At 50.7% G+C, this 21,040-nt stretch carries 22 protein-coding genes; 4 read left to right on the forward strand and 18 right to left on the reverse strand.

The window, feature by feature from the left end:
* Positions 1-112 precede the first annotated feature (112 nt).
* Both msrB and msrA read left to right on the forward strand, forming a co-directional pair.
* Positions 113-562, forward strand: coding sequence for a peptide-methionine (R)-S-oxide reductase MsrB (gene msrB, locus FIM25_RS05470; protein WP_139447127.1), 450 nt, complete (start codon positions 113-115; stop codon positions 560-562).
* Positions 559-1,065, forward strand: coding sequence for a peptide-methionine (S)-S-oxide reductase MsrA (msrA, locus tag FIM25_RS05475; RefSeq protein WP_139447129.1), 507 nt, complete (start codon positions 559-561; stop codon positions 1,063-1,065). Before msrB ends, msrA begins: the two co-directional genes overlap by 4 nt.
* A 4-nt stretch (positions 1,066-1,069) precedes the next feature.
* Here the strand turns inward: msrA and FIM25_RS05480 are convergent, their stop codons facing one another.
* Positions 1,070-1,870 carry a 4'-phosphopantetheinyl transferase family protein gene (locus FIM25_RS05480; RefSeq protein ID WP_139447131.1) on the reverse strand — a complete coding sequence of 267 codons (801 nt, stop codon included), beginning with the start codon at positions 1,868-1,870 and terminating at the stop codon, positions 1,070-1,072.
* A 493-nt stretch (positions 1,871-2,363) separates the two neighbouring features.
* Between FIM25_RS05480 and FIM25_RS05485 the strand changes: the two genes are divergently transcribed.
* The gene (locus FIM25_RS05485) at positions 2,364-3,707 is read left to right on the forward strand and encodes a radical SAM family protein (protein WP_139447133.1); all 1,344 of its coding nucleotides are present in this window, start codon (positions 2,364-2,366) and stop codon (positions 3,705-3,707) included.
* 64 nt (positions 3,708-3,771) lie between these two features.
* Here the strand turns inward: FIM25_RS05485 and FIM25_RS05490 are convergent, their stop codons facing one another.
* Together FIM25_RS05490 and FIM25_RS05495 are read right to left on the reverse strand one after the other, a co-directional pair.
* Entirely contained in the window at positions 3,772-4,371 is a 600-nt protein-coding gene (locus tag FIM25_RS05490; protein ID WP_139447135.1) for a YfaZ family outer membrane protein, read from the reverse strand.
* A gap of 78 nt (positions 4,372-4,449) precedes the next feature.
* The gene (locus FIM25_RS05495) at positions 4,450-4,962 is read right to left on the reverse strand and encodes a universal stress protein (RefSeq protein WP_139447136.1); all 513 of its coding nucleotides are present in this window, start codon (positions 4,960-4,962) and stop codon (positions 4,450-4,452) included.
* Positions 4,963-5,398: 436 nt separating this feature from the next.
* On the opposite strand from FIM25_RS05495, the gene FIM25_RS05500 reads away from it, so the two are divergent.
* A complete protein-coding gene (locus tag FIM25_RS05500; RefSeq protein ID WP_139447139.1) occupies positions 5,399-6,040 on the forward strand; it encodes an HAD family hydrolase in 642 nt (213 codons plus the stop codon).
* On the opposite strand, the gene FIM25_RS05505 is transcribed toward FIM25_RS05500, so the two are convergent.
* The 15 genes from FIM25_RS05505 to rnc all read right to left on the reverse strand — a co-directional run bounded on the left by FIM25_RS05505 (position 6,035) and on the right by rnc (position 21,026).
* Positions 6,035-6,769, reverse strand: coding sequence for a FeoA domain-containing protein (locus FIM25_RS05505; protein ID WP_139447141.1), 735 nt, complete (start codon positions 6,767-6,769; stop codon positions 6,035-6,037). The two genes, FIM25_RS05500 and FIM25_RS05505, sit on opposite strands and share 6 nt — an antisense overlap.
* Positions 6,753-8,861: a heavy metal translocating P-type ATPase gene (locus FIM25_RS05510; RefSeq protein WP_246052025.1), complete on the reverse strand. Its 2,109-nt coding sequence runs from the start codon at positions 8,859-8,861 to the stop codon at positions 6,753-6,755. Before FIM25_RS05510 ends, FIM25_RS05505 begins: the two co-directional genes overlap by 17 nt.
* Positions 8,858-9,100 carry a hypothetical protein gene (locus tag FIM25_RS05515; RefSeq protein WP_218961287.1) on the reverse strand — a complete coding sequence of 81 codons (243 nt, stop codon included), beginning with the start codon at positions 9,098-9,100 and terminating at the stop codon, positions 8,858-8,860. Before FIM25_RS05515 ends, FIM25_RS05510 begins: the two co-directional genes overlap by 4 nt.
* 159 nt (positions 9,101-9,259) lie before the next feature.
* Positions 9,260-9,634: a YtxH domain-containing protein gene (locus FIM25_RS05520; RefSeq protein ID WP_139447144.1), complete on the reverse strand. Its 375-nt coding sequence runs from the start codon at positions 9,632-9,634 to the stop codon at positions 9,260-9,262.
* An 87-nt stretch (positions 9,635-9,721) separates the two neighbouring features.
* Positions 9,722-10,060, reverse strand: coding sequence for a magnetosome protein MamC family protein (locus FIM25_RS05525; protein WP_139447146.1), 339 nt, complete (start codon positions 10,058-10,060; stop codon positions 9,722-9,724).
* Positions 10,057-11,505: a YML083C domain-containing protein gene (locus FIM25_RS05530; RefSeq protein ID WP_139447148.1), complete on the reverse strand. Its 1,449-nt coding sequence runs from the start codon at positions 11,503-11,505 to the stop codon at positions 10,057-10,059. Before FIM25_RS05530 ends, FIM25_RS05525 begins: the two co-directional genes overlap by 4 nt.
* 142 nt (positions 11,506-11,647) lie before the next feature.
* Entirely contained in the window at positions 11,648-13,831 is a 2,184-nt protein-coding gene (locus tag FIM25_RS05535; RefSeq protein WP_139447150.1) for a heavy metal translocating P-type ATPase, read from the reverse strand.
* 95 nt (positions 13,832-13,926) lie between these two features.
* On the reverse strand, positions 13,927-14,745 hold the full coding sequence (locus FIM25_RS05540) for a DUF4198 domain-containing protein (protein WP_139447151.1): 819 nt from the start codon (positions 14,743-14,745) through the stop codon (positions 13,927-13,929).
* An 86-nt stretch (positions 14,746-14,831) separates the two neighbouring features.
* Positions 14,832-15,155 carry a hypothetical protein gene (locus FIM25_RS05545; protein WP_218961289.1) on the reverse strand — a complete coding sequence of 108 codons (324 nt, stop codon included), beginning with the start codon at positions 15,153-15,155 and terminating at the stop codon, positions 14,832-14,834.
* A gap of 116 nt (positions 15,156-15,271) precedes the next feature.
* Complete coding sequence (locus FIM25_RS05550; protein WP_139447153.1) at positions 15,272-15,490, reverse strand: FeoB-associated Cys-rich membrane protein; 219 nt, start codon at positions 15,488-15,490, stop codon at positions 15,272-15,274.
* A gap of 2 nt (positions 15,491-15,492) precedes the next feature.
* The gene (feoB, locus tag FIM25_RS05555) at positions 15,493-18,012 is read right to left on the reverse strand and encodes a ferrous iron transport protein B (RefSeq protein WP_139447156.1); all 2,520 of its coding nucleotides are present in this window, start codon (positions 18,010-18,012) and stop codon (positions 15,493-15,495) included.
* A 70-nt stretch (positions 18,013-18,082) separates the two neighbouring features.
* Positions 18,083-18,397 (reverse strand): FeoA family protein, encoded by a 315-nt coding sequence (locus FIM25_RS05560; protein ID WP_139447158.1) that lies wholly within the window; start codon positions 18,395-18,397, stop codon positions 18,083-18,085.
* Between the two features lie 282 nt (positions 18,398-18,679).
* A complete protein-coding gene (locus FIM25_RS05565) occupies positions 18,680-19,675 on the reverse strand; it encodes a radical SAM protein (protein WP_139447160.1) in 996 nt (331 codons plus the stop codon).
* Entirely contained in the window at positions 19,672-20,193 is a 522-nt protein-coding gene (locus FIM25_RS05570; protein ID WP_139447162.1) for a cyclic nucleotide-binding domain-containing protein, read from the reverse strand. The genes FIM25_RS05565 and FIM25_RS05570 overlap by 4 nt, the downstream gene beginning before the upstream one ends.
* A gap of 137 nt (positions 20,194-20,330) precedes the next feature.
* Positions 20,331-21,026: a ribonuclease III gene (gene rnc / locus FIM25_RS05575; protein ID WP_218961291.1), complete on the reverse strand. Its 696-nt coding sequence runs from the start codon at positions 21,024-21,026 to the stop codon at positions 20,331-20,333.
* Positions 21,027-21,040: the final 14 nt, after the last annotated feature.

Below are 21,040 nucleotides of genomic sequence, written 5' to 3' on the forward strand. Positions count from 1 at the left end.
AATAATGGGTTGCAGGCGATAGCATCCGATGTTGCTCCGGCAAGCCCTGAACCATGGCTTGGGCAACCCGACACAGACGTGAATACCACAGAAGTCCATCAAGGAGGATCAAATGAATCCTTATAATAAATCCGACACTGCCATCGCCGCCCTGACTCCGGAACAGTTCCGTGTGACCCAGCAAAACGGCACCGAGAAACCAGGATCGGGCGAGCACCTTGATAATACCGAGCCGGGCATCTATGTGGATATCGTTTCGGGCGAACCACTGTTTGCGTCATCAGACAAGTTTGAGTCGGGTTGCGGTTGGCCAAGCTTTACCAAACCCATCGAGCCTGCCTATATTCATGAGCTGAAGGATGTCAGCCATGGCATGGTGCGAACCGAAGTTCGCTCGGTTCATGGCGACAGCCACCTGGGGCACGTGTTTCCCGACGGCCCCAGGGATCGAGGTGGTCTGCGTTATTGCATCAATTCTGCTTCGCTGCGCTTCATCCATCGCAATGACATGGAAGCAGCGGGCTATGGGGACTACCTCAATCAGGTGGAGGACAGGTCATGACACAGGAACGCGCTGTTCTGGCGGGTGGCTGTTTTTGGGGGATGCAGGATCTGATTCGCAAGTTGCCGGGGATTGAGGCCACCCGGGTGGGTTACACCGGCGGTGATGTTCCCAACGCCACCTACCGCAACCACGGCACCCACGCCGAGGCCCTTGAAATTCTTTTCGATCCGGAGAAAATTTCCTATCGCCGCATTCTGGAATTCTTTTTCCAGATACACGATCCCACAACCACTCACCGACAGGGTAATGACCGGGGACCGTCCTACCGCTCGGCAATTTACTATCTTAACGAGACGCAGAAGAAAGTTGCCCTTGACACCATCATGGATGTGAATGCCTCGGGATTATGGCCGGGCAAGGTGGTAACGGAACTCGAACCTGCAGGGGATTTCTGGGAAGCAGAGCCCGAGCATCAGGATTATCTTGAGCACTATCCCAACGGCTACACCTGCCATTACCCACGTCCGGACTGGGTACTGCCAAAGCGCGAACGTGAGTAAGCAGTTAAATTTTGACTGAGGCTGAATAAAGCTGAAATCCTGTCAATTCATCCTTCCCGTACAGAAGACTCAGAAGGTGGCCCCCTTCGATATCCGCTGTCCAGCAGGACACACCAGAAACATCCTTTCCGTGCACCCGCATCCCTTCTGGCAGAATTTCAAGCTTTTTCAGGGGCAGATGAAAGCCCTGCCCCACAAGCTTCAGTCCCGCCTCCTTTAAAGTCCAGTGACGGAGAATCTCCCTTTCGGGCTTTCCGGAAAGAAAGGCCCATTCTTCTTCGGAAAAAGCCATACGCCTTAAAGCTTCTGTGTCCCGCTTTCTGTCCGGCTCCAGATCCAGACCCAGCGTCCCCCCTTTTTCAAGGACAATACCAGCTACTGCATAATCGCCGCCATGGCTGATGGAAAGGGCATATCCGGGAAAATCCGGAAGAAAAGGAACGCCTTTTTCCGTATTCTCGACCCCGATGGATGCCATAGGTCTGTCCGGACATAAAAAAGCCTGTACGAGTTTTTTGACGGCCATGCGGCCACAAAGCCACTCCATCTGCCTTTTGGCAGCGGCAAAGCCATGGAAACGGGCTTTTTCTGATTCTGAAAAACCTTCAGGAAAAGCTACTTCCGGAACAAAAAGTTTTTTCCGGGTTCTCCACGCAGTCCACTCCCCTTCTTCGGAAAAAAGTGCTGCTACTGTATCCGGAATGCATACCAGATGCAGAGCCACGGGAATACTCTCTAAGCGAAAGGGAAAAGAAGATGCCCGAAGGCTCAGGGGACGGGGCTGCCAGAAATTTACAGGGTTCATGGGCCATATTCTTTTGCAGTGAGAAAATTAAATGCTTCGGACAGAATTTCTGTTTCCATGGGACAACAGGCACAGGTAAGCTTTGCGACATCAGGTCTCGTTATTACCATGGGCAGACTTTGCTGTAAAAAAAAACAGAACAGATTTTGTGAAGGAGCAGAGACATATCTTTCTTATCATTTACAGGAGAATAAACTTCTGTTTGTCATGGTTTAACTTTTCAAGATCCATTTTTGATAAATTTAATCAGTTTCTCTGTCAATTCCAACATTCGGGCAGAAAAGCCCTGCAACATATCAATGTCCGTATGAAAGGCTTTCCGCTTTGCCTTTTTTCCGGTATGCAAAAGGTGCAGACTGTCCAGAAGCATCTGGATGGCTGTGTGCCTGGCATTACGCTTGAAAGATTTATACATTCCAACCTGAAGCGATAACCTGAGCCGCTTTTTGCTGTCAAAGGAAAGGGCGTCCGCATAAAGAAAGTAGTGAGTGGCATGGCTGGAAAAAAAACTTATAAAGGAAAAAAAGGAAACGAATCCCCTTATGTGCCGGGGCTTGTGGCCAATGCCGCAGGTGAAATTTTTGATCTTGAAGGCTATGCTGCCCTTGGCATGTGTGGTGAAAGTCTGCTGCCCCTAAGGGAAAAGGACATGGTTCCCCTGCCCCATGGCAGTGAAACCATGCTGCTGCCGGATCGTATGCCCCTTCTGTGGAATATCAGAAAAAAGCGGGTGGAAGTTATGGACGAAAACCCATGGGAGCCGGGTCAGCCCCTCTTTCCTGTGGCAGCCTTTAATTCTCCGGGCTATGTCATCACCCATCTTCCGGCCTACAGGGAGCGGCAAAACGCAAGGATTCTGCCTCTTTTTGCCTATGGAGCCGTGGGCTGGTCCAAAAAAGGTTTTGCCTCAGCCGTGTTTCAGGTGGACAGGGAAGACCGGCAGGATCTGCGCTGCATGCCCGTGGAAAAGGTGCAGGAAGGGGTTCTCAGCATCCGGTCCCTTCTGCCAAAAAACCGGTTGCTCCTGCACATTAAAAACTGTGCCCTGATCTATGGCTGCCCTGCGGCAAAAAACTTTTTTCTGGGCCGATATGAAGCCCCCCTGCCCACCTCCCGCAGTTGTAATGCCCGTTGCCTTGGCTGCATCTCCCTTCAGGACAACCCCGAGCTTCAGAGCTGCCAGAACCGCATTGCCTTTACCCCAAGCCCAAGGGAGATAGCAGAAATAGCCCTTCTTCACATAGAAAGGGTGCCGGATGCGGTGGTGAGTTTCGGGCAGGGCTGTGAGGGTGACCCTCTTCTGGCGGCCCAGGTCATTGAACCTGCCCTGCGGCTGATTCGGGAAAAAACGGACAGGGGCACCCTGAACATGAATACCAATGCCAGTCTTCCCGTAGTACTGGATCGGCTTTTTGAGGCAGGTCTGGATTCCATGCGGGTCAGTATGAACAGCGGAAGGGAAGCTGTTTACAATGCCTATTTCCAGCCAAAGGGCTATACCTTTTCCGATGTGCTGAAAAGTGTGGATGTGGCTGAAAAACGGGGAGCCCATGTGGCCCTCAATTACCTCAATGTCCCCGGTGTCAGTGACGGTGCCGAAGAAGCGGCTGCCATGGAACATTTTTTAAAAGAGCACGCAGTTCATCTGATCCAGTGGCGCAACCTCAACTTTGATCCCCTGCGCTATTACAGGCTGGTGAAAGATGCGGCATCACCGGGTCCGGCCATGGGAATGGTTTCTCTCATCCGCTATTTTCAAAAAACTTTTCCTGAAATGAAGCACGGGTATTTCAATCCTCCGGTTTCAAAATTTGCCAAAGTATCTTCAAAAAAATAAGGTTTAAAAAAAGCCCTGACCTTAAGGGCCGGGGCTTTTTATTTATACCTTTGGCAATGACAGATCAGAAACGGATTTCATAACCAATAAGAAGGTTATAATCATCCTTGCTCCACTTGTATCCCTTGTCTTCAAAGCTTGCGTAAATTTTCCGGAGATCCACACGGATGGTGGCATTTTTAAGGACGTGGAAGCCAAGACCGCCTCTGGCTTCCCAGTAATAATCTCCGTCCTGCCAGGTCAGAGGTTTGGGAGAGGCCATGAGCTGTCCATCAATACTTACGGGAATGGGCAGAGGGTTGATGGCTGCATCCAGCTCGTATCCCATGCCAAAAAGAAAGGCAAGCCCTGTTGCTGTACTGTTCCACCTGGATCTTTTATAGTCAGCATCAATATAATATCCTTTGAAACCAACAATATACCTGATGCCAGGCATGAACTGATCATTTTTTACGGCAAGGGTAGCAGCCGCCATTTTATAATCATCATCCTTATAAAGACCTTCTCCGCCCACAACCATAAACCCGTTTCCAGTATCCATATCCACCATCAGCGATCCTGCCACAGTAGACTGGTTCACATAGAGGCCAACCCCCATTCCGGCATGGGCAGGTACCCATGCCAGAATCATCATCAGTAAAATACAGATCCCAAAGCGTTTCATGCTTCTTCCTTTTCCTGCAGAAAAAAATTAAAATAACAGACCATCAATAAATTAACGACTGTACCAGCAGCTCATCCATCAGCTGCCTTTCGGCGCTTCCAGGCGTACCACCATGACAGGTACGGGACAGCGGCGGATAACCCCATTGGCCGTACTGCCCAGAAGCAGATCCTCAAATTTGCTGTGTCCCCGGGTTCCCATCACCACGAGATCATAGCCGCCTTCCATTGCAGTATCAATGATGGTTTTTACTGGGTGGCCCACCTTGACCAGGACATTCTCACAGGATGCAAGGCAGTCACCTACTTCTTCCTTCAGTTCCCCACAGGTTTCCCTGATGCGCTCCAGCACGGCTTCCTTGGCACTGGCAAGGCGCTCATCCGTAAGGGAGCGCCATCGGTCTATCCCAAAATAAAGATCCATGTCAATGCCCGTTGACAGGGTCATTTCCTCATAAATATCCGGCACCACATGGAGACTTGTCATCTCTGCCCCATAGCGGCCCGTAAGACTGACGGCATAGCGCATGGCATCCCTTGCGGTTTCAGAAAGGTCTGTGGCGTAAAGAATTTTTTTTATGGACTGGTACATGGCAAGCTCCTTAATTAAAGTGTGTTGTTACCTGCTAACCTGCACTACCCATAGCAGAGGCAGAGTACAAAAAGACCATCGGTTTCAAAAGTTTTTTTTACGATAATTCAGAGAGATTTAGCAGCAGCGCTCTGGATGAATTATCTTTAAGCACAGGATTCACAAATTTTGAAAAGCTCCTCACTTGTCATTGTAGGAAATAAGTACAGCAAAAATCAAGATCCGTATTCTTCGGGATAAATTTCTTTATAAGGTTTCCATAGCTTTTGATTCCAGAGCCTGTTCAGGTTTCATAGGAGAAAGAACTTGCCGGGGGAAAAACCATGGGCTTATAAATACACCGTAAGCAGACATGTTCTGCTAAACAGTATAAGACTCTTTCCCCGTCCGGACAGACATTGGGAATAAGACTCTTTGAAAACGCATTGGAAATATAATGAAGAAAACAGGATTTAAAACGATTTTCTTTGATAACGACGGCGTGCTTGTGGATACGGAAAAATGCTATTTTGAGGCCAATCAGCTGGCCCTGAAAGATTACGGTATCACCATGAGCCTTGAGGATTTTCAGAAATATTTCCTGCGCTCCTCTAAGGGGATTTATGCCATTCTTGGCGATGTATCGCAGGCAGCTTTTGAAGTCTTCAGAAAAAAAAGAAAGCAGTACCATATGGAACTGCTTGCGGAAAAACCCATTGCCATACCCGGCGTGGACCGTATACTGCCTCTTCTGGCGGAGCATTTCCGCATAGGAGTTGTAACCAGCTCGGAAAAGGAACCCTTTGAGCGGATTCACAGGCGTACGGGCTTTGCCCCGTATTTTGATTTTGTTATCTGCAGGGAAGATGTGGAATTTTCCAAGCCCCACCCGGAACCCTACCTCAAGGCACTTACCTTTGCGGATTGTAAACCGGAATACTGCCTTGTCATTGAAGATGCCGAAAGGGGATTGCGGGCGGCCCTGGCTGCAGGTCTCTGCTGCTGGGTGATTCCCGGCCCCATGGCCTGTGGCGGATCTTTTACCGGTGCGGAGCGTGTTCTTGGCAGTCTGGAAGAAGCTGCTTTCCTGCTGCTATGAAGCATCTGATGCTTCCTGGTTCAGGATCACCCGGATTCTTAGGGCCTGATCCGGCCTGAGATAAAGGCGCAGACCTGTTTTCATCCCCACCACCACCTGATTTCGTCCACCATGGCCTATGGGCTGGGCCGGGGTTACGGCTTCAAGGAAAAGGGTTTTTCCCGGTGCAATGGAAAATCCGTCCAGCATGGATAAAGCCCTGCTGCCACCAATGAGCTGTTTTACGAGAAAGGGTTTGCCCCTTCCTGCCATGGCAAACTGCAGCTCCCGGCCTTCCATTTCGCCCCATATTTTGGTGGCCATACCTTCTGTGAGTTTAAAATGATCATTGCCCATGCGGATATGATAATTCATGGGTGGTACCCTGTGTTCCATGCGCAGGTTGTCATTTTCCCTTATTCCCAGAATTTCAAGCCCTTCTGCCAGAGAGCTGCCGCATACAAGGCCCTCCACATGGCCCGTTTCTCCGGGAAGCATTTCCAGAACAGGGGTTTTATGACCGTCATCATGGTGAACAATCACCTTGGCAGCCATGCCTCCTGCCAGTACCACATGACCTCTGGGGCCGTGTATCCGTACCGGAACAAGGTGAACTTCCTCATCCAGACGCATCAGGGAATCTCCTGCATAGATTCCCATGCGGGCAAGACGGTCGCTGAGTATGGCATCGTTAATTTCGGACAGGATCAGGGGCCTGTTACAGGGGGCCTGATCAAGACTGAAGAGCATCCTGTTCTCCTTTGTTCATGGCAGCATAGGCCAGAATACCGATGGTTGATGCATTGTGCAGGGCGGCGGAGGTTAGGGTGCTGATGCGTCCCGTACCCGCCAGAACCAGCAGGGTTGAATTGATACCCACCGCAGACCAGAGGGAATTATGCAGCACCCTTGCCGTGTCCCGGGCAATGCTTCTTGCCAGTACAAGGCCTTTCAGATCATCTTTCATAAGTATAACCTGGGCCGCATCCCTTGCCAGATCAGCACCTTCGGACATGCAGATGCCCACATCCGCAGAAAGCAGAGCCGGAGAATCATTCACCCCGTCCCCCACAAAGGCAACCTTTCTGCCTTCTTCCTTAAGCCTCGCCACAATACGGGCTTTGTCCTCGGGTTTCAGGCCTGCATGAACCTCATCCAGCTCTTTTAACTGATCCGCAACGGCGTGTACAGGTCTCGGCTGATCTCCGCTGAGCATCACAAGGTGATTAAATCCTGAAGCTTTCAGGGCTTTCAGGGTGTCTCCAGCTTCGCTGCGCAGGGTATCCCTTAGGGCCATGAGTGCCACAAGCCTTCCTTCCAGAGCCATATACAGAAGGGTTTTTCCTTCATCCTGAAGGAGGTCCGCCTTACCATCCACCTGCGTACAGGAAATCCCCTCATCTTCTTCTATGAAGTGGCGGCTTCCAACCAGTACACGCTTGTCATCCACATAGGCAGAAACGCCGTGGGCCACAATGAAATCCACCTGACTTATGGGCGGCAGGCTGAGATTTTTTTCCCTGGCAGCCTTCAGAACAGCCCTGGCAACCGGGTGACCGTAATGTTCTTCCGCACCTGCTGCCAGAGCCAGTACCTCATCTTCGGTGAAATCTTCCAAAGGCAGAATATCCGTAAGTTCCAGAAGCCCGTGGGTTAGGGTGCCGGTTTTATCAAAAATAAGGGTATCCACACTGCCCAGGGCCTCCAGGGCCTGGGCACCCTTTAGCAGCACCCCGTTCTGGCCTGCATGGTACATGGCCGTGCGCACGGCCACGGGCGTTGCAAGCTTGATGGCACAGGAATAATCCACAGCCAGTACGGATGCGGCCCTGGCCGCTGAGCCGGTCAGGGCGTAAACACCAAGACCAATGCCGAAGGTCAGGGGCACCAGCCGGTCTGCCAGAGTATTACTCCAGCGCTGATGGCCGGACTGGGTTCGCAGTGATTTTTCCAGAAACTTTCCGATTCGGGCCATGCTGGTTTCCTTGCCCACATTCAGGGCTTCCACCCTCAGCCTGCCTTCTTCAATGATACCACCGGAAAGCACTTCTATTCCGGGACGGGCATGGACGGGAGAGGATTCTCCAGTAATGGAACAGGCATTTACGGAAGCTTCGCCGGATATCACAAGCCCGTCCACGGGAATCATTTCTCCGGGACCGCAGATCACAATATCCCCCACCATGGCCTGATCCGAGTCAATCAAAACCTCGGCACCATCCCTTTCCACCCTGAGCCGGTCTGCCTGGGGGCGAAGGAGGTTTTTCAGAAGATCATTGGCCTGACGGGTGCTGGATTCTTCAAGGTAGGCAGCCATGGAGAGCATAGCTCCCACGGCGTTACCCACAAAATAATTTTTCCGGGCCAGAGACATCAGCCTTACGGAAGCATCCAGCACTTCCACCTTAAGGCCTTCAGTGACAAGGGTTTCAGCACCGTTCATAAGGGTAGGAATGGACAGTGCCCAGGAAAAAGGACCCTGAAGGGATCTGGGCAGAAAGGGGGTTATGGCTGCCGCAAAGGTGCGGGTTCCCACCTCAAAAAGATCCGGCCCGCTTCCCCGGGGAGCTTCCGGCAGGAATGCCTCATTGGGAAGGTTTTTCAGCCGGATCATAATTTCATCCCGCACATCGGCTCCGGGATCATGCTCCACCACAATGGAGCCGGAACCTGTGTTCATGCGCACCTGAAATACAGCGGGAAGGGCGGCAATGAAGGCGGTCACATAGTCGGGATCCAGGGCAGGATTGGTGAAGACTCTGCTTTTCACACGGAATCTTCCCGGAATGCTGTGTACCACCTGAACAGAGGGATTGTCTGGCATATATCGGATTCGACTCATGGGGATTTTTTCTTTTTCGGGGTGTAGAGAAGATGATGCCAGGCACTTAAGCCCACCAGCGCAGCACCGGCAGCCACATGAAGACGACGGGAGTTTTTTGAATTTACCAGACCCGTGACTACTGTTGCTCCCAGACAGAGGGCCAGCCCCAGCTTCACCCTGTCCCTTTTCTTACGGATTTCCCCAGCACGGGATACCTTCCCTGCTGTGCTTCTCCCCTGACATTCCATGGGATTCATGGCTGCCTCCTATAGTCTGCTCAAAATGATTCCCTGCCCTTGAACGATAACCCTCTGATAATAAAAAGGGTTGATGGATTGAGCTGTAGGGGCAGGCACCTGTGCCTGCCCGCCCCTACGGGAATCCTTTGTTCTCATTTCATTATAATGATCAAATAATCAGGATTCCTTCTGGCTCATTTCAGCCCGGATATCATGAATCTGTTCCTTAACTTCCTCTACTCCGCCCTGTACAGCAGACCATATTTTCACCACACCGCCCACAAGGGCCTTCTGTATGGTTGGGTTGGTCAGTACAAGGGCGGCAGCAGCCCCCACCACAAAGCCTTTAAGATAGCCGGAATTGCGGAAATCCACCCAGCTTTCATAGCTGCCCGGTGCCTGGGGTGGATAATAAGCCTGGCCATCGGAATGTACGAGATACTCATTGGGGTCAGCCTGATATCCATAGGAATAAGCGGTATTATATTCCTGGGGAGCGTAATTATAGCCTGTCTGGGGGTAGTAATAGTAGGGCGTATTATTATGGCTCATATTGTTCTCCTGTTCATATATGGATCAGAAAGGGACAGGGCTGTATTTCTTAAGAAGCCCCCATGTTGTCCCGTTTTATGTAAGGAATCAGGCCTTTTTGTCGGATACAGCCTTGTCAGCAAGGTATTTTACACCAATGGTTACGGAAAGAAGCCCCAGGAGAGAAAGGGTGCCCCGAAGCCCCACCGCACTCACGGCTGCTGTTCCAATGGCCGTTGCTATACCCGTGGTGGCACTTTCCTTAAGCACATCCTTGACAGCTGCTTCCTTTGTTATTTCATCCTCCTTTACCCTTCGGATGTTTTTTGCTGTGGCGATGCTGCCTCCCACAAGGGCTCCTGCAGCACCCATGGCCAGGGAGGCTCTGGGCGCAACACCGATGTGCAGGCTGGTCGGGTTTGTGTTCTGCATATCCATGCGGCTCATAGGTCGGCCTCCTCTTTTGGCTGGGTATTGTTTTCAGATGAAGTTTGTTCTGCTGAAGCTGCGGCACCGGAGAGTCCGGCCAAGCCCTTTGCCAGCATGGCTTTTGGCGCATCCGTTGTGAAAAGAAGGGTGATACCCGTACCGACCAGGGCCCCTTTCCAGAAGTCTGAACTCACGGTCTGGAAGAAATTCATGAAGCCAGAGATATCCGGCTGTCCATTGGCTGCGTCACGGATCAGGCCATAAAGATGACCATAGTGCATGGCCATATCCTGAGGGTTGGGCATCTGACCTGCGTGGGCTGTTCCCGGAGGCGGCCCGTAAAAGGGTGCCCCGTTGGGATAGGGAGGTGCATAACCCGGCATGGCGTGGGAAGAAGATGTGGCAGAGGAACCCTTGCAGCATCCTCCCGCATGTCCGGATTTTTCAGAAGGGCTGGTTCCGGGGCTTTCCTTTGTACCCTGACCGCAGGATGCCTCTTCGGCCTGAGGAGGGGCTTCTTGGGGAGTCTGGCCTGGCATGGGATATCCCTGGGGAGCAAACTTAGGAGGCTGACCCGGCATGGGATAGCCCTGGGGTGCAAATTTAGGAGGCTGACCCGGCATGGGATATCCCTGGGGTGCAAATTTAGGAGGCTGTCCCGGCATGGGATATCCCTGTGGTGCAAATTGAGGAGCCTGCCTAGGCATGGGCTGACCCTGGGGTGCAAATTGAGGAGCCTGACCCGGCATGGGATAGCCCTGAGGTGCAAACTGGGGAGGCTGCTGACCCGGCATGGGATAACCCTGRGGTGCAAACTGKGGAGGCTGCTGACCCGGCATGGGATAGCCCTGRGGTGCAAACTGGGGAGGCTGCTGCCCCGGCATGGGATARCCCTGAGGTGCAAACTGGGGAGGCTGTTGACCCGGCATGGGATAACCCTGGGGTGCAAACTGTGGAGGCTGCTGACCCGGCATGGGATAGCCCTGAGGTGCAAACTGGGGAGGCTGCTGCCCCGGCATGGGATAGTCCTGGGGAGCATGGGCTACAGAAGGGGCTGGTTGTGCTGCAGCAGCATCGGCACAGCCAGTTCCATCTGCTGCCTTATCCGTCTGCTTACCATATCCACCCTGCTTTTCCCCACCCGTGGAATCTACAGAAGCCGCCATATCCGGATTACCGCCTTCTCCCCAGGCATAACCGGCCTGGGTTTCATCCGGTGCCATGGGTGCCCCCTGATAGGGATTTGCTCCGGGAAGCTGTGAAGCGTAGTGGGGCTGGCCCATATCCGGGCCGGGCTGGGCAGAGCCGGCTGCCATGGCTGCACCCTGCATGCCCACATCGGAAATCTGGCCAGTGGCATGTTCTGTTAAATGACCATGCCCCTGTCCTGAACTGCCGGATGGTGGCTGTGGCTGGGACGGAGGAGGATAAACCCCGCCCTTGCTGCTGTTGTGATGACTCATCTGTTCTTCTCCTTGCTTTAATGAGGGTTGGAACATTGGAACAAAGGAATCCGGCCTTTAATTTGACACCTGAAACGGACTATCTGACATTGAAAGGAATGGGGAGTTGTGAAATACTGTTTTTTATGGGCATTTTTGAGTATTAATAGTTTTCTGATGCATTGCAAGATTTTTGAGCATCATTTTTATGGAAAGCCAGTAGTCTCGATGAGTTGGCAAGAACCCCAAGGCTATGGCCCATATGTACAAGGCCTGCGGCTACAGGAGACAGAAGTCCCAGAGCTCCGAGGCTGACCCCCACAAGGTTGGAACCTGTGGCTATCCAGAAGTTTTGTCGCACAATGCCAAGGGTCTGCTGACTTAGCCCGTAAACATCGGCCAGGGCATCCAGATCATCTGAAGCCAGCGCAATGTCTGCTGCTTCCACAGCAACCTCAGATCCGGCGGTTCCTATGGCAACACCCACATCCGCGGCGGTCAGGGCCAGAGCATCATTGATGCCATCCCCCACCACCATGGTTTTCCAAGACTCCGCCATGGCTTTCTCTACAATCAGAGCTTTTTCTTCGGGCATGAGTGAGGCGTGGTATTCTTCTATGCCGAGACTTTCTGCCAGTTGCCTTGCGCTGTTTTCCTCATCTCCGGTGATGAGCACAATGCGACGCACCCCCATGGCCCGGAGGCGATTCAGCACCTGGCGTGCCTCAGGCCTCACCTGGGATGCAAAACCCATGAGGCCTAATGGTTTTTTGTCCTGGAATACATGCAGCACCGTAAGTCCCTTGCTGCTCATGCGGTCAAATTCTGCTGTAAGCTGGCTGTTATGGGCATCAAACATGTTTAGGAGTTTGGCATTACCCACCAGCATTTCGCGCCCATTGATCACAGCTCTCATGCCCATGCCCAGATAATACTCGCAGACTTCATGGGGAAGGGAGGAGAGGCCCCTGCGCCGGGCTTCGGCCACCACAGCCTGGGCCAGAGGGTGATGGTTGTGGGTTTCCGTGGAACAGGCAAGGGTCAGAAGTTCATCCTCTTCAATGCCGGGAAGGGTGATTACCTCCTGCAGTACGGGTTCTGTTGTGGTGAGGGTGCCGGTTTTATCAAAAAAGACCAGATCGCATTTCCCGACTTCTTCCATATAACGCCCGCCTTTGACGAGGATGCGACTTTTTGCAGCCGCACTGATGGCCGCACTGATGGCCGTGGATGCGGCCAGCACGGTGGCGCAGGGACAGGCCATAACCAAAAGCACGGTAAAGGCCCGCCATGCACTGCCCGTGGTGATAAAGGTGACGGCCGTCACCCCCAGACCCACCTTCACCAGATTGCCTGCCAGTCTGTCCGCAACACCTTCTATGGGAGCCCTGCTTTCCAATGCGCATTCCACCTTATGCATAACCCTTGCAAGGTAGGTGCTGTCCCCCACAAATTCAGCCCTTACCTGAATAACCCCCTGACGTACAAAGGTGCCTGCATGGACTGTATCACCTTCTTTCCTGTGTACCTGCTCATCTCTGCCTGTGATGGGAGCCTCATTGACCAGTGCCTGACCATGGACGATGACGCCATCCACGGAAATCTTTTCGCCTGTATGCAGTACAACAATATCGCCCACCTCCAGCTCCGATACATGGCGCTCCACCTCCACGCCGTCTATCAGAACAAAGGTATGATGGGAGGTGATATCCAGAATGGAAGCAATGCTTTTCCGTGATCGTTCAGCTATCCATGCGGAAAGAAGTTCCGCTCCGGAATTGATCCATAGAATTTCCAGAGCTGTCATGGCCTCGCCCGCAGCAATGGCTGCCGTGCTTCCTGCGGCAAGGAATCCGTCCAGAGTAAACTTTCGCTCACGGCTGCGTTTCAGGGCGGACCTTATAAGAGGTGCTGTTAGGGCAAAGGTGACAATCCCCAGAGGGCTGAAGGCGGTCTGCAGGGTAGCTGTTTTAAAAATGGCATTGCGCAGAAGCACTCCTCCCATTACCACGGATATGGCGGCAAAGCGGCTGAATGCCTTACGAACGGCATGTTCTTCCACGCATACACATTCTGGATTATCATCCGCCGGATTTTTAAGGGGAGTTACTCCATCCATGCCAAAAAAATGGTTCAGAAATTCAAGAAGATCCTCTCTGGACAGCTTGTTTTTATCATAAAACAGAACAAGGCTGGCGCATCCGGGATTGATGCGAAGCCAGAGAAGCCCTTCCAGGTTTTCCGATCTTTCCTTCAGCTTCTTTTCCGTCTCTGTCTGCCGGAGTGACAGGGCACGAATACGAAGACGACCTGGAATATCATGGCGGACGGCAAATTTTTTTTTCATGACTTTTCCCCTGAGAAAAGAAATGGCAGAACGCATACAGGGCAGACCTGATCTGGCTGCCCTGTATGTAAAAGAATATCGTTTACTCTAAATGATTATTTGATATCTGTCACCTGAATCCAGAGGACAGCTTCTTTTACCATATCAATATCATTGTATTCGGTCTCAATGAGGTCCGGCACAGCAATGCCCCACCAGCCTGCCTTGGGAAGGCCTATGGTGAATTCACCGTTGGCGTTGGCCCGAATACCCATGGCTTCAAATGCCGGATGGGGAGCCTTGATTCCGGGGCGCTTTTTAAAAGCATTTCTCCGCATATCCGGCTCATGGTTCAGATACTCAATTTCCAGTTGTGCATGGGGAACCGGCTCTCCATTGGCCATAACCACACCACGGAAAACTCCACCTGTCCAGTTGGCATAGGGCTTGTCAAGGGGAACAATTTCAACGGGAAGGCCTACGGGCTCGTGCCAGTTGCCGGGAACTCCACCAACATTCATGATCATTTTGGTGTACTGCTGAATATACTCGTCATCGCCTTCAAGGTAGGGAGAAGGAACAAGAACAAAGACATAGTCTCCCATGGAGCGCATTACCCGGGAAGGAATTTTTGCTTCATAGGCTTTGCCTTCATTTCCGAGACTTTTCCAGGATATTTCATGGAGAAACTCTTTAAGGTCTGTTTTCCGTGCTTCTCCTTCTTCTCCCCTCTGATGAATCACATAAAATTCCTGCACAGGCTCCATGTCCATGGTGTGATCCGCATCAAAGGGATGGGTAAACACCAGTTTAAGATTCAACTCCCCTCCCGTTTCCAGAGCACTCTGGGGAGTGTAAATCATCTGGAAGTGGGCAAGGGCGGATGCTGCAGAGAAAAGGGTGATCAGGCCGGCAAGTATAAATCCTTTTTTCATCTGTCGTCCTTCTGATTTATCGGTTTAAAAAATTAGGGGGTAATAAAAATGGCTGCGGCATTATGGACGCAGACATGGTGAACACATTACTCAAAAATCTGTGAGCCGGGAATTTCAATGCTGTGCCCTTCACCGCCGTCAAAGGTTACAGAATAGTTTCCCTTGGGTTTTTCAAATTCAACATCACTGGTACGGGACAAGACCAGCCGTTGAATTTCTTCACCCTTTCCGTTTTTTACTATGACAGGGACCCCTGCTGCTGTGGAACCATCGGAAAATCCACCTTCGCAGTAAATAGTTCCGTCTGCGTTATCAAAGCAGGAAAAAAGAGGGGTATGGGCCATAGCCGTCAGGGGCAGGGTCATAAAACCAATTACCATAGGTACTGCAAGAAACTTTGCAAACTTCATAAAAACCTCCATAGAGTTTATTGAAATTCAAAATAGCATTGTCATGTCTTATTTCTTTCCGCATGCCAAAGAAACAGGCCGCAGCATTAGCATTTCCTTACAGAAACTATAATCTTTTAATTTTTATCCATATTTTTCCCCTCAGATTCGTCTGCTTTTTCCTGATCCGTATTTTTTTCCGGACAGATGATTCCCAGTTTTTCCGCTGTGCATGAAGCATTCTGTGCGGAAGGACAGGAGTCACAGGAGCAGCCCTTTTTTCTGAAAAAAAGATGCCAGAGATAAAACACAGCCCAGGCTACAATAACTGTGAGAATAAAGTATTCCAGAAACATGGCTAGAGACCTCCTGTTTTGGCAGCTCTTTCAAGCTGTTCAGCCTTCCATGCAGGGTCCTTTACAAAGGAAAGACCTATGGCTGTGGCAAGGGCTATGAAATAAAATCCTGCCATGGCCTGTATACCGCTTAAAGAGAGAGCCGAGCCGATGGTAAAGACTGCACTTGCCATGGCAAGACCAAAAGCCGTGGGAAAAACAATGGCAAAAACCATCCATTTATAGGAACCAGTCTGCACCTTGATCATGATGGTGGCGGCAAGGCATGGTGGATACAGGGCAAAGAAAATAATCAGGGCAAGGGCATGGAGGGGGGTACTGCCGAAATTCTTTGCTTCCCTGTCCATGCGTTCCTCAAGGGAGATATTTTCATCGGCACCATCTTGAAAAAGAACGCCAAGGGTGGCAACGCTGGACTCCCTTGCTGCAAAGGAGCTTATCAGAGCCACATTGATTTTCCAGTCAAAGCCTGCAAACTGGGTAACTGGTTCCAGTGCCCTGCCAAGCCTGCCAAAGTAGCTGTACACAATTGTGTCTTCCCGTATGGCTGCCCTGAGGTCAGCCCGTTCTGCGGAAAGGTCACGCATGGCCCGGTTGATGGTCCGTGCTTCCCTGCTTCTGGGACGGAGCAGAGGAAAAATCTCCGGATGTTTTTCTTCGTAACGCAGATCCACGGCTGTGGATGCTTCCTGGCTGGAGGCTGCCATCTTGGCATCCCTGTAGGTATTGGCTGTATTGAGAAGGCTAAGTACCTGACTTTCTTTTTCCAGCAATGGGGCAAACTCCGTACCCTGGACAGCTTCCTGAAAATCCGCCAGTGCTGCCGTCATTTGTCCCTCATATTCAGTCATGCGCTCTTCGGGAAGACCCGGAAACTGCAGCAGCACATAAACCACCACCGCAACTGCAATGACAATGGTTCCGACTTTTTTAATGTACTCCCAGGTGCGGTCAAAGGCCCTTCGCAGCACGCCTGTAATTGTAGGCAGATGGTAGTTTGGCATTTCCATGACAAAGGGAGCTGTCTCCTGCCCCCTCAGTATGGTCATAGTAAGGAGCTTTGCCACAATCATGGCCATGATGATGGTGATGGTGGAAATAAAAAGCATGACCCAGGACTGATATGCCGCAAAATAGATATTCACCAGAAGGGCATAAAGGGGAATTTTTGCCAGACAGTTCATATAGGGCACGGTGAGAATGGTGGCCATGCGGGAGCGCTCATCGGGAATGCCCTTGGTGGCCATTATGCCGGGTACGGCACAGCCTCCTGTGAAAACGCCACCCAGAATAAAGGGAAGTGTGGACTGACCGTGGAGCCCGAAACTCTGAAAAATCCTGTCCAGAATAAAGGCAATACGGGCCATGTAACCGGAATCTTCCAGTATGGCGATCAGGGCAAAAAGAATCAGAAAAATGGGAACATAGTTTAAAAGGGTGTTCACACTGTCCATCATCCAGAGGGGCAGAGATCGTATAATGGTGTCGCTGAGCATACCGGGATCAGGAAGAAATCCTGCCAGAGCTCCCCGGACCCATGCCAGGGCAGGCCAGGTGATGGCCGTCAGTTTGTATCCCTGCACAATGGAAAGCTCGTAGATCATGTAGACGGTGAAAACCAGAAAAAATGGTGCAAAGCCCCTGTGCAGAAGAATACGGTCTATTTTTTCTGATTTACGAACTCTACCTCTTTCTGTGAATTCTACGCATTCATCCACAATGGATACGGCCAGCTTGTCCCTGCAGGCCACAATGTGATCCGCTGGTGAAACTCCCTCTTTTTCAAAGAAAGAATCAATGGCGCTGTTCACTTTTTCCAGCACAAGTTCAGAATTTTCATGGAATTTTTCCAGCAGCCTTATGGCTTCCGCATCCTTTTCCAGAAGCTTTACCGTCAGCCAGCGCAAAGGAACCATACGCTCCAGGGCAAGGGATGCCCCCAGAAGGCTATGGATTTCCTCTATGGAATTTTCCAGAGAGTCGTAATGAATACGAAGTTTTTCTGCGTTTTTGGTGGTTTTTGCCGTCTCCCGTATGGCCTGCCTCAGTTCATTGCGGCCTTTGCCCTTGCGTCCAACCGTGGGCACCACGGGAATCCCCAGTCTGGCGGACAGCTTCATGGCATCTACCCGCTGGCCATTGGCTTCGGCCACATCCACCATATTAAGGGCCATGACCACGGGAAAATTCATTTCCAGTACCTGAAAGGTAAAGTAAAGGCCCCTGCGCAGACTGGATGCATCAATGACATTGACTATGGCTTCGGGTTTTTCCTGCAGCAGAAAGTCCCTGGCAACCCGCTCTTCAAGGGAAAAGGAGGTCAGGCTGTAGGTGCCAGGCAAATCCACAACCTCCACCCTGCCCTCTTTGTCCTTGTAGCTGCCCACCTTTTTATCCACAGTTACACCGGGATAATTGGCTATGTGCTGATTGGCCCCGGTAAGCATATTGAATGTGGTGGACTTACCGGCATTCTGCTGACCGGCCAGACCAATTATGATGTTGCTTGCTGTGGATGACATACTGACCTTTTGAGAGGGTTGCCTTAAGCTTTATAAAAAATTCTGACTGTAAACCGTCAGAAAACAGAAACTAAATATTTTCCACCTCAATAAGGGCTGCTTCCCGCTTTCGCAGGGTCACATAATAATCCCCCACCCGCAATTCCAGGGGATCTCCCAGGGTGGCACAGCGCACCATCTCCACTTCCATGTTGGGAACAAAACCAAGATCCATAAGGCGCTGACGTACGGCACCAACGGACTGATGTCCCCTTATGCGGCAGCGGCATCCCTTTCCCACCTCTGTAAGAACCTTGCAGTCAGGGGGACAGACAACATTATCAGAATGACTGATGCTGCATGTACTGCAGTTTTTGTTCTTTTTTCTGCGCATGCGGTAGAACATTTGGTCTTCTCCTTATAATTTTCGGAAGCCGAAGACAGGCTGCATGTTTTTTGGCCGGACCCACATTTTACAGGGCTTTTTTTGTAAGCCAAAGAAGTTCATTCGGGCAGTTTTTATTTTTGCCCAAGACAAACACGTTCAAGAAACTAATTTGCCAGGAGGGCTTTGTCAAGGTTTTTTGGTATTAATAGATGTTTTTTCGTGGGCCGAAAATCTGGCGGCATTTGATGAAAAAACACTATGGATGTATTCCGGGGCCTTTCTTATAAAGCCCCGGAAAGATTATGGCAGGATTTCTTCCTTTAAGAGACAGCAGGCAATGCGGCAGGAAGGTTTACCTTCTTTTTCATATTCAAGGTTTCCCGGCTGCACAAGGCGGTTCATGACACAGCCTTCCGGGATATTCAGCTCAAAAAAATGTCCTTCATGGAGGGGGGGGCTTTCAATGAGTCTGTTTTCCTTTATTTCAAAGGCATGGATGGGATAATCCTCACAGAGGGGGCATCGGTAGACCCGTCCGTTGGGAAAAACAAAAAAATTATCCGCTACAAGGCCTGCACATTCAAAGGGATCTTCAGGCCCGAGAAACACCTTTGGCCAGGTAACGCCGATACCAAGGGAGGCGACTTCCTTTGCCACCTCAGGCACCAGAGAGGTCCAGGTATGCCGGTTTACCTGTTTCTGGCCGGGATCCTGAAGGGAATTGCCTCGCATGCCAAGAACCTGAATAAAAAAACGGGAAATTCCAAGGTCTTTGAGAAGAAGGGGCATTTTTTCCAGTTCATGGATATTTTCTTCGCTCACCGTGTAGATGAGGCTGGTGGCAAAACCTTTTTCAGCAGCTTTTCTGGCATTTTTTGTACAGATCTCAAAAACCCCTTGACCCCGTATGGCATCACAGACAGGGGCGGTGGCACCATCTAAGCTGAAACTGAAAAAATCCACTTCTTCAGGACTTACTTTTTCCAGAATATCGTGAAAAAGATAGCCATTGGTATCTATGGTGACAGAGGCGTAGCCCATTCTTTTTGCAGTTTTTACGGCACGGCTCAGTTCCGGATGCAGGGTTGGTTCTCCTCCCAGAAAAATAACGTTGGCTGTTTTTTGTCTCTCGGCAAAAAGAGCAAGCCAGCTTTCAATGCTTTCCATGGAAAGGGTCCGGTTTCCATGCTGATCCTTACGGATGTAACAATGACGGCACTTCAGGTTGCAGGCTGTGAGGATATGAAAAAAAAGATTGGTGGCATGGGGCTGAAAAGCAACGGTATTCTGTTTCATTTTTTTGTGTCCACAAGGTTTTTCAGGTTTTCTGTTTCTTCTTTTGCCCTTACAAGTTCCTCATTGGCCAGACGCAGGCGGGCGGAAAGATATTCTGCAAAAATCTTATAGAGCAGAAGAAGAAAATCCATCTGGGCGTCACTGTCATCTTCCCCTGCCATCTGATTTTTAGCGCTGGTATCCACGGCAAGGCAGATTGCTGTTCCAGCAGCCACCACATCGGCACTGCGGGCCCTTTTATCTATGAGGCGCATTTCACCGAAAATTTCCCCCATTTTATGTATGGTGGAAATTTCATGGCCGTTTTTTTCTATGCGGACACTTCCCCCAAGCAGAAAATAAAGCCAGGTATCCTCATCTCCGTCACGAATAATAAACTCACCGTCTGCGTACTCCCGGATTTTGCTCAGACGCAGGAGTTTTGAAAGGCTGCGCACCTCAAAATTGCGCAGGGCTGGAATCTGCATAAGTTTCTGAATATTTTCAATGTTATCCTTGAGGTACCGACTTTCAATCATAGCATATACCTTTCTTTGGGGAGCCAGTCTTTTTATAAATCCGGATCTCCGGTCTTGTAATATGGAATGACAGATATACAAAATAGCAGCAACCCATAGCTGTACTTTATCCTGAAACAACTTGCAGTTATTAAAAATTAATGTTTTTTCAGCATTCCAAGGGCTTTTCTGGCAGCGTCCTGTTCAGCAATTTTCTTGCTTTTCCCAGATCCTCTTGCACAGATTTTTTCAGCAGATACTTCCACATGGAAAACCTTATCATGATCCGGGCCTTCCTCTCCTACAATTCTGTAGGAGGGGGTGGTTTTATAGCGCATCTGTATTTCTTCCTGAAGACGGCTTTTGGCATCGTTGATGCTTTCTTCCACATCCATATCCCGGATAATGGGAATAAAGCAAAGGGAAACAAAGCCAAAAACTGCATCAAAACCGCCGTCCCTGTAGACTGCGGCCACAAGGGCCTCAAAGGCATCAGCCAGAATGGAATCCTTGTTTCTGCCATTGGTCTGTTCTTCACCCCGGCCAAGGCGCATATGGTTGCCAAGATTCAGCTTCCTTGCCACGGAAGCCAGCTGGCGTTCATTCACAAGGCTTGCGCGTATGCGGGAAAGATCCCCTTCCCGCATCTCTCTGAAATGCTCCATCAGAAGGTGGCCTATGACCAGGCTTAGAACGGCATCTCCCAGGAATTCAAGGCGTTCATTGTTTTTTAATACAAGGGCCTGTTCATTAACATAGGAAGAATGACACAGGGCATTTTCCAGTATCTGAAGATTTTTAAAACAATAATTCATGGCCTTCTCAAGGTCAGCCATGGAAGGGAAATCGGGCATTGTAAGATTATCCA

Origin of the sequence: Desulfobotulus mexicanus (assembly GCF_006175995.1) — a bacterium.
In the GTDB taxonomy this organism is placed as follows: Bacteria; Desulfobacterota; Desulfobacteria; order Desulfobacterales; family ASO4-4; genus Desulfobotulus; species Desulfobotulus mexicanus.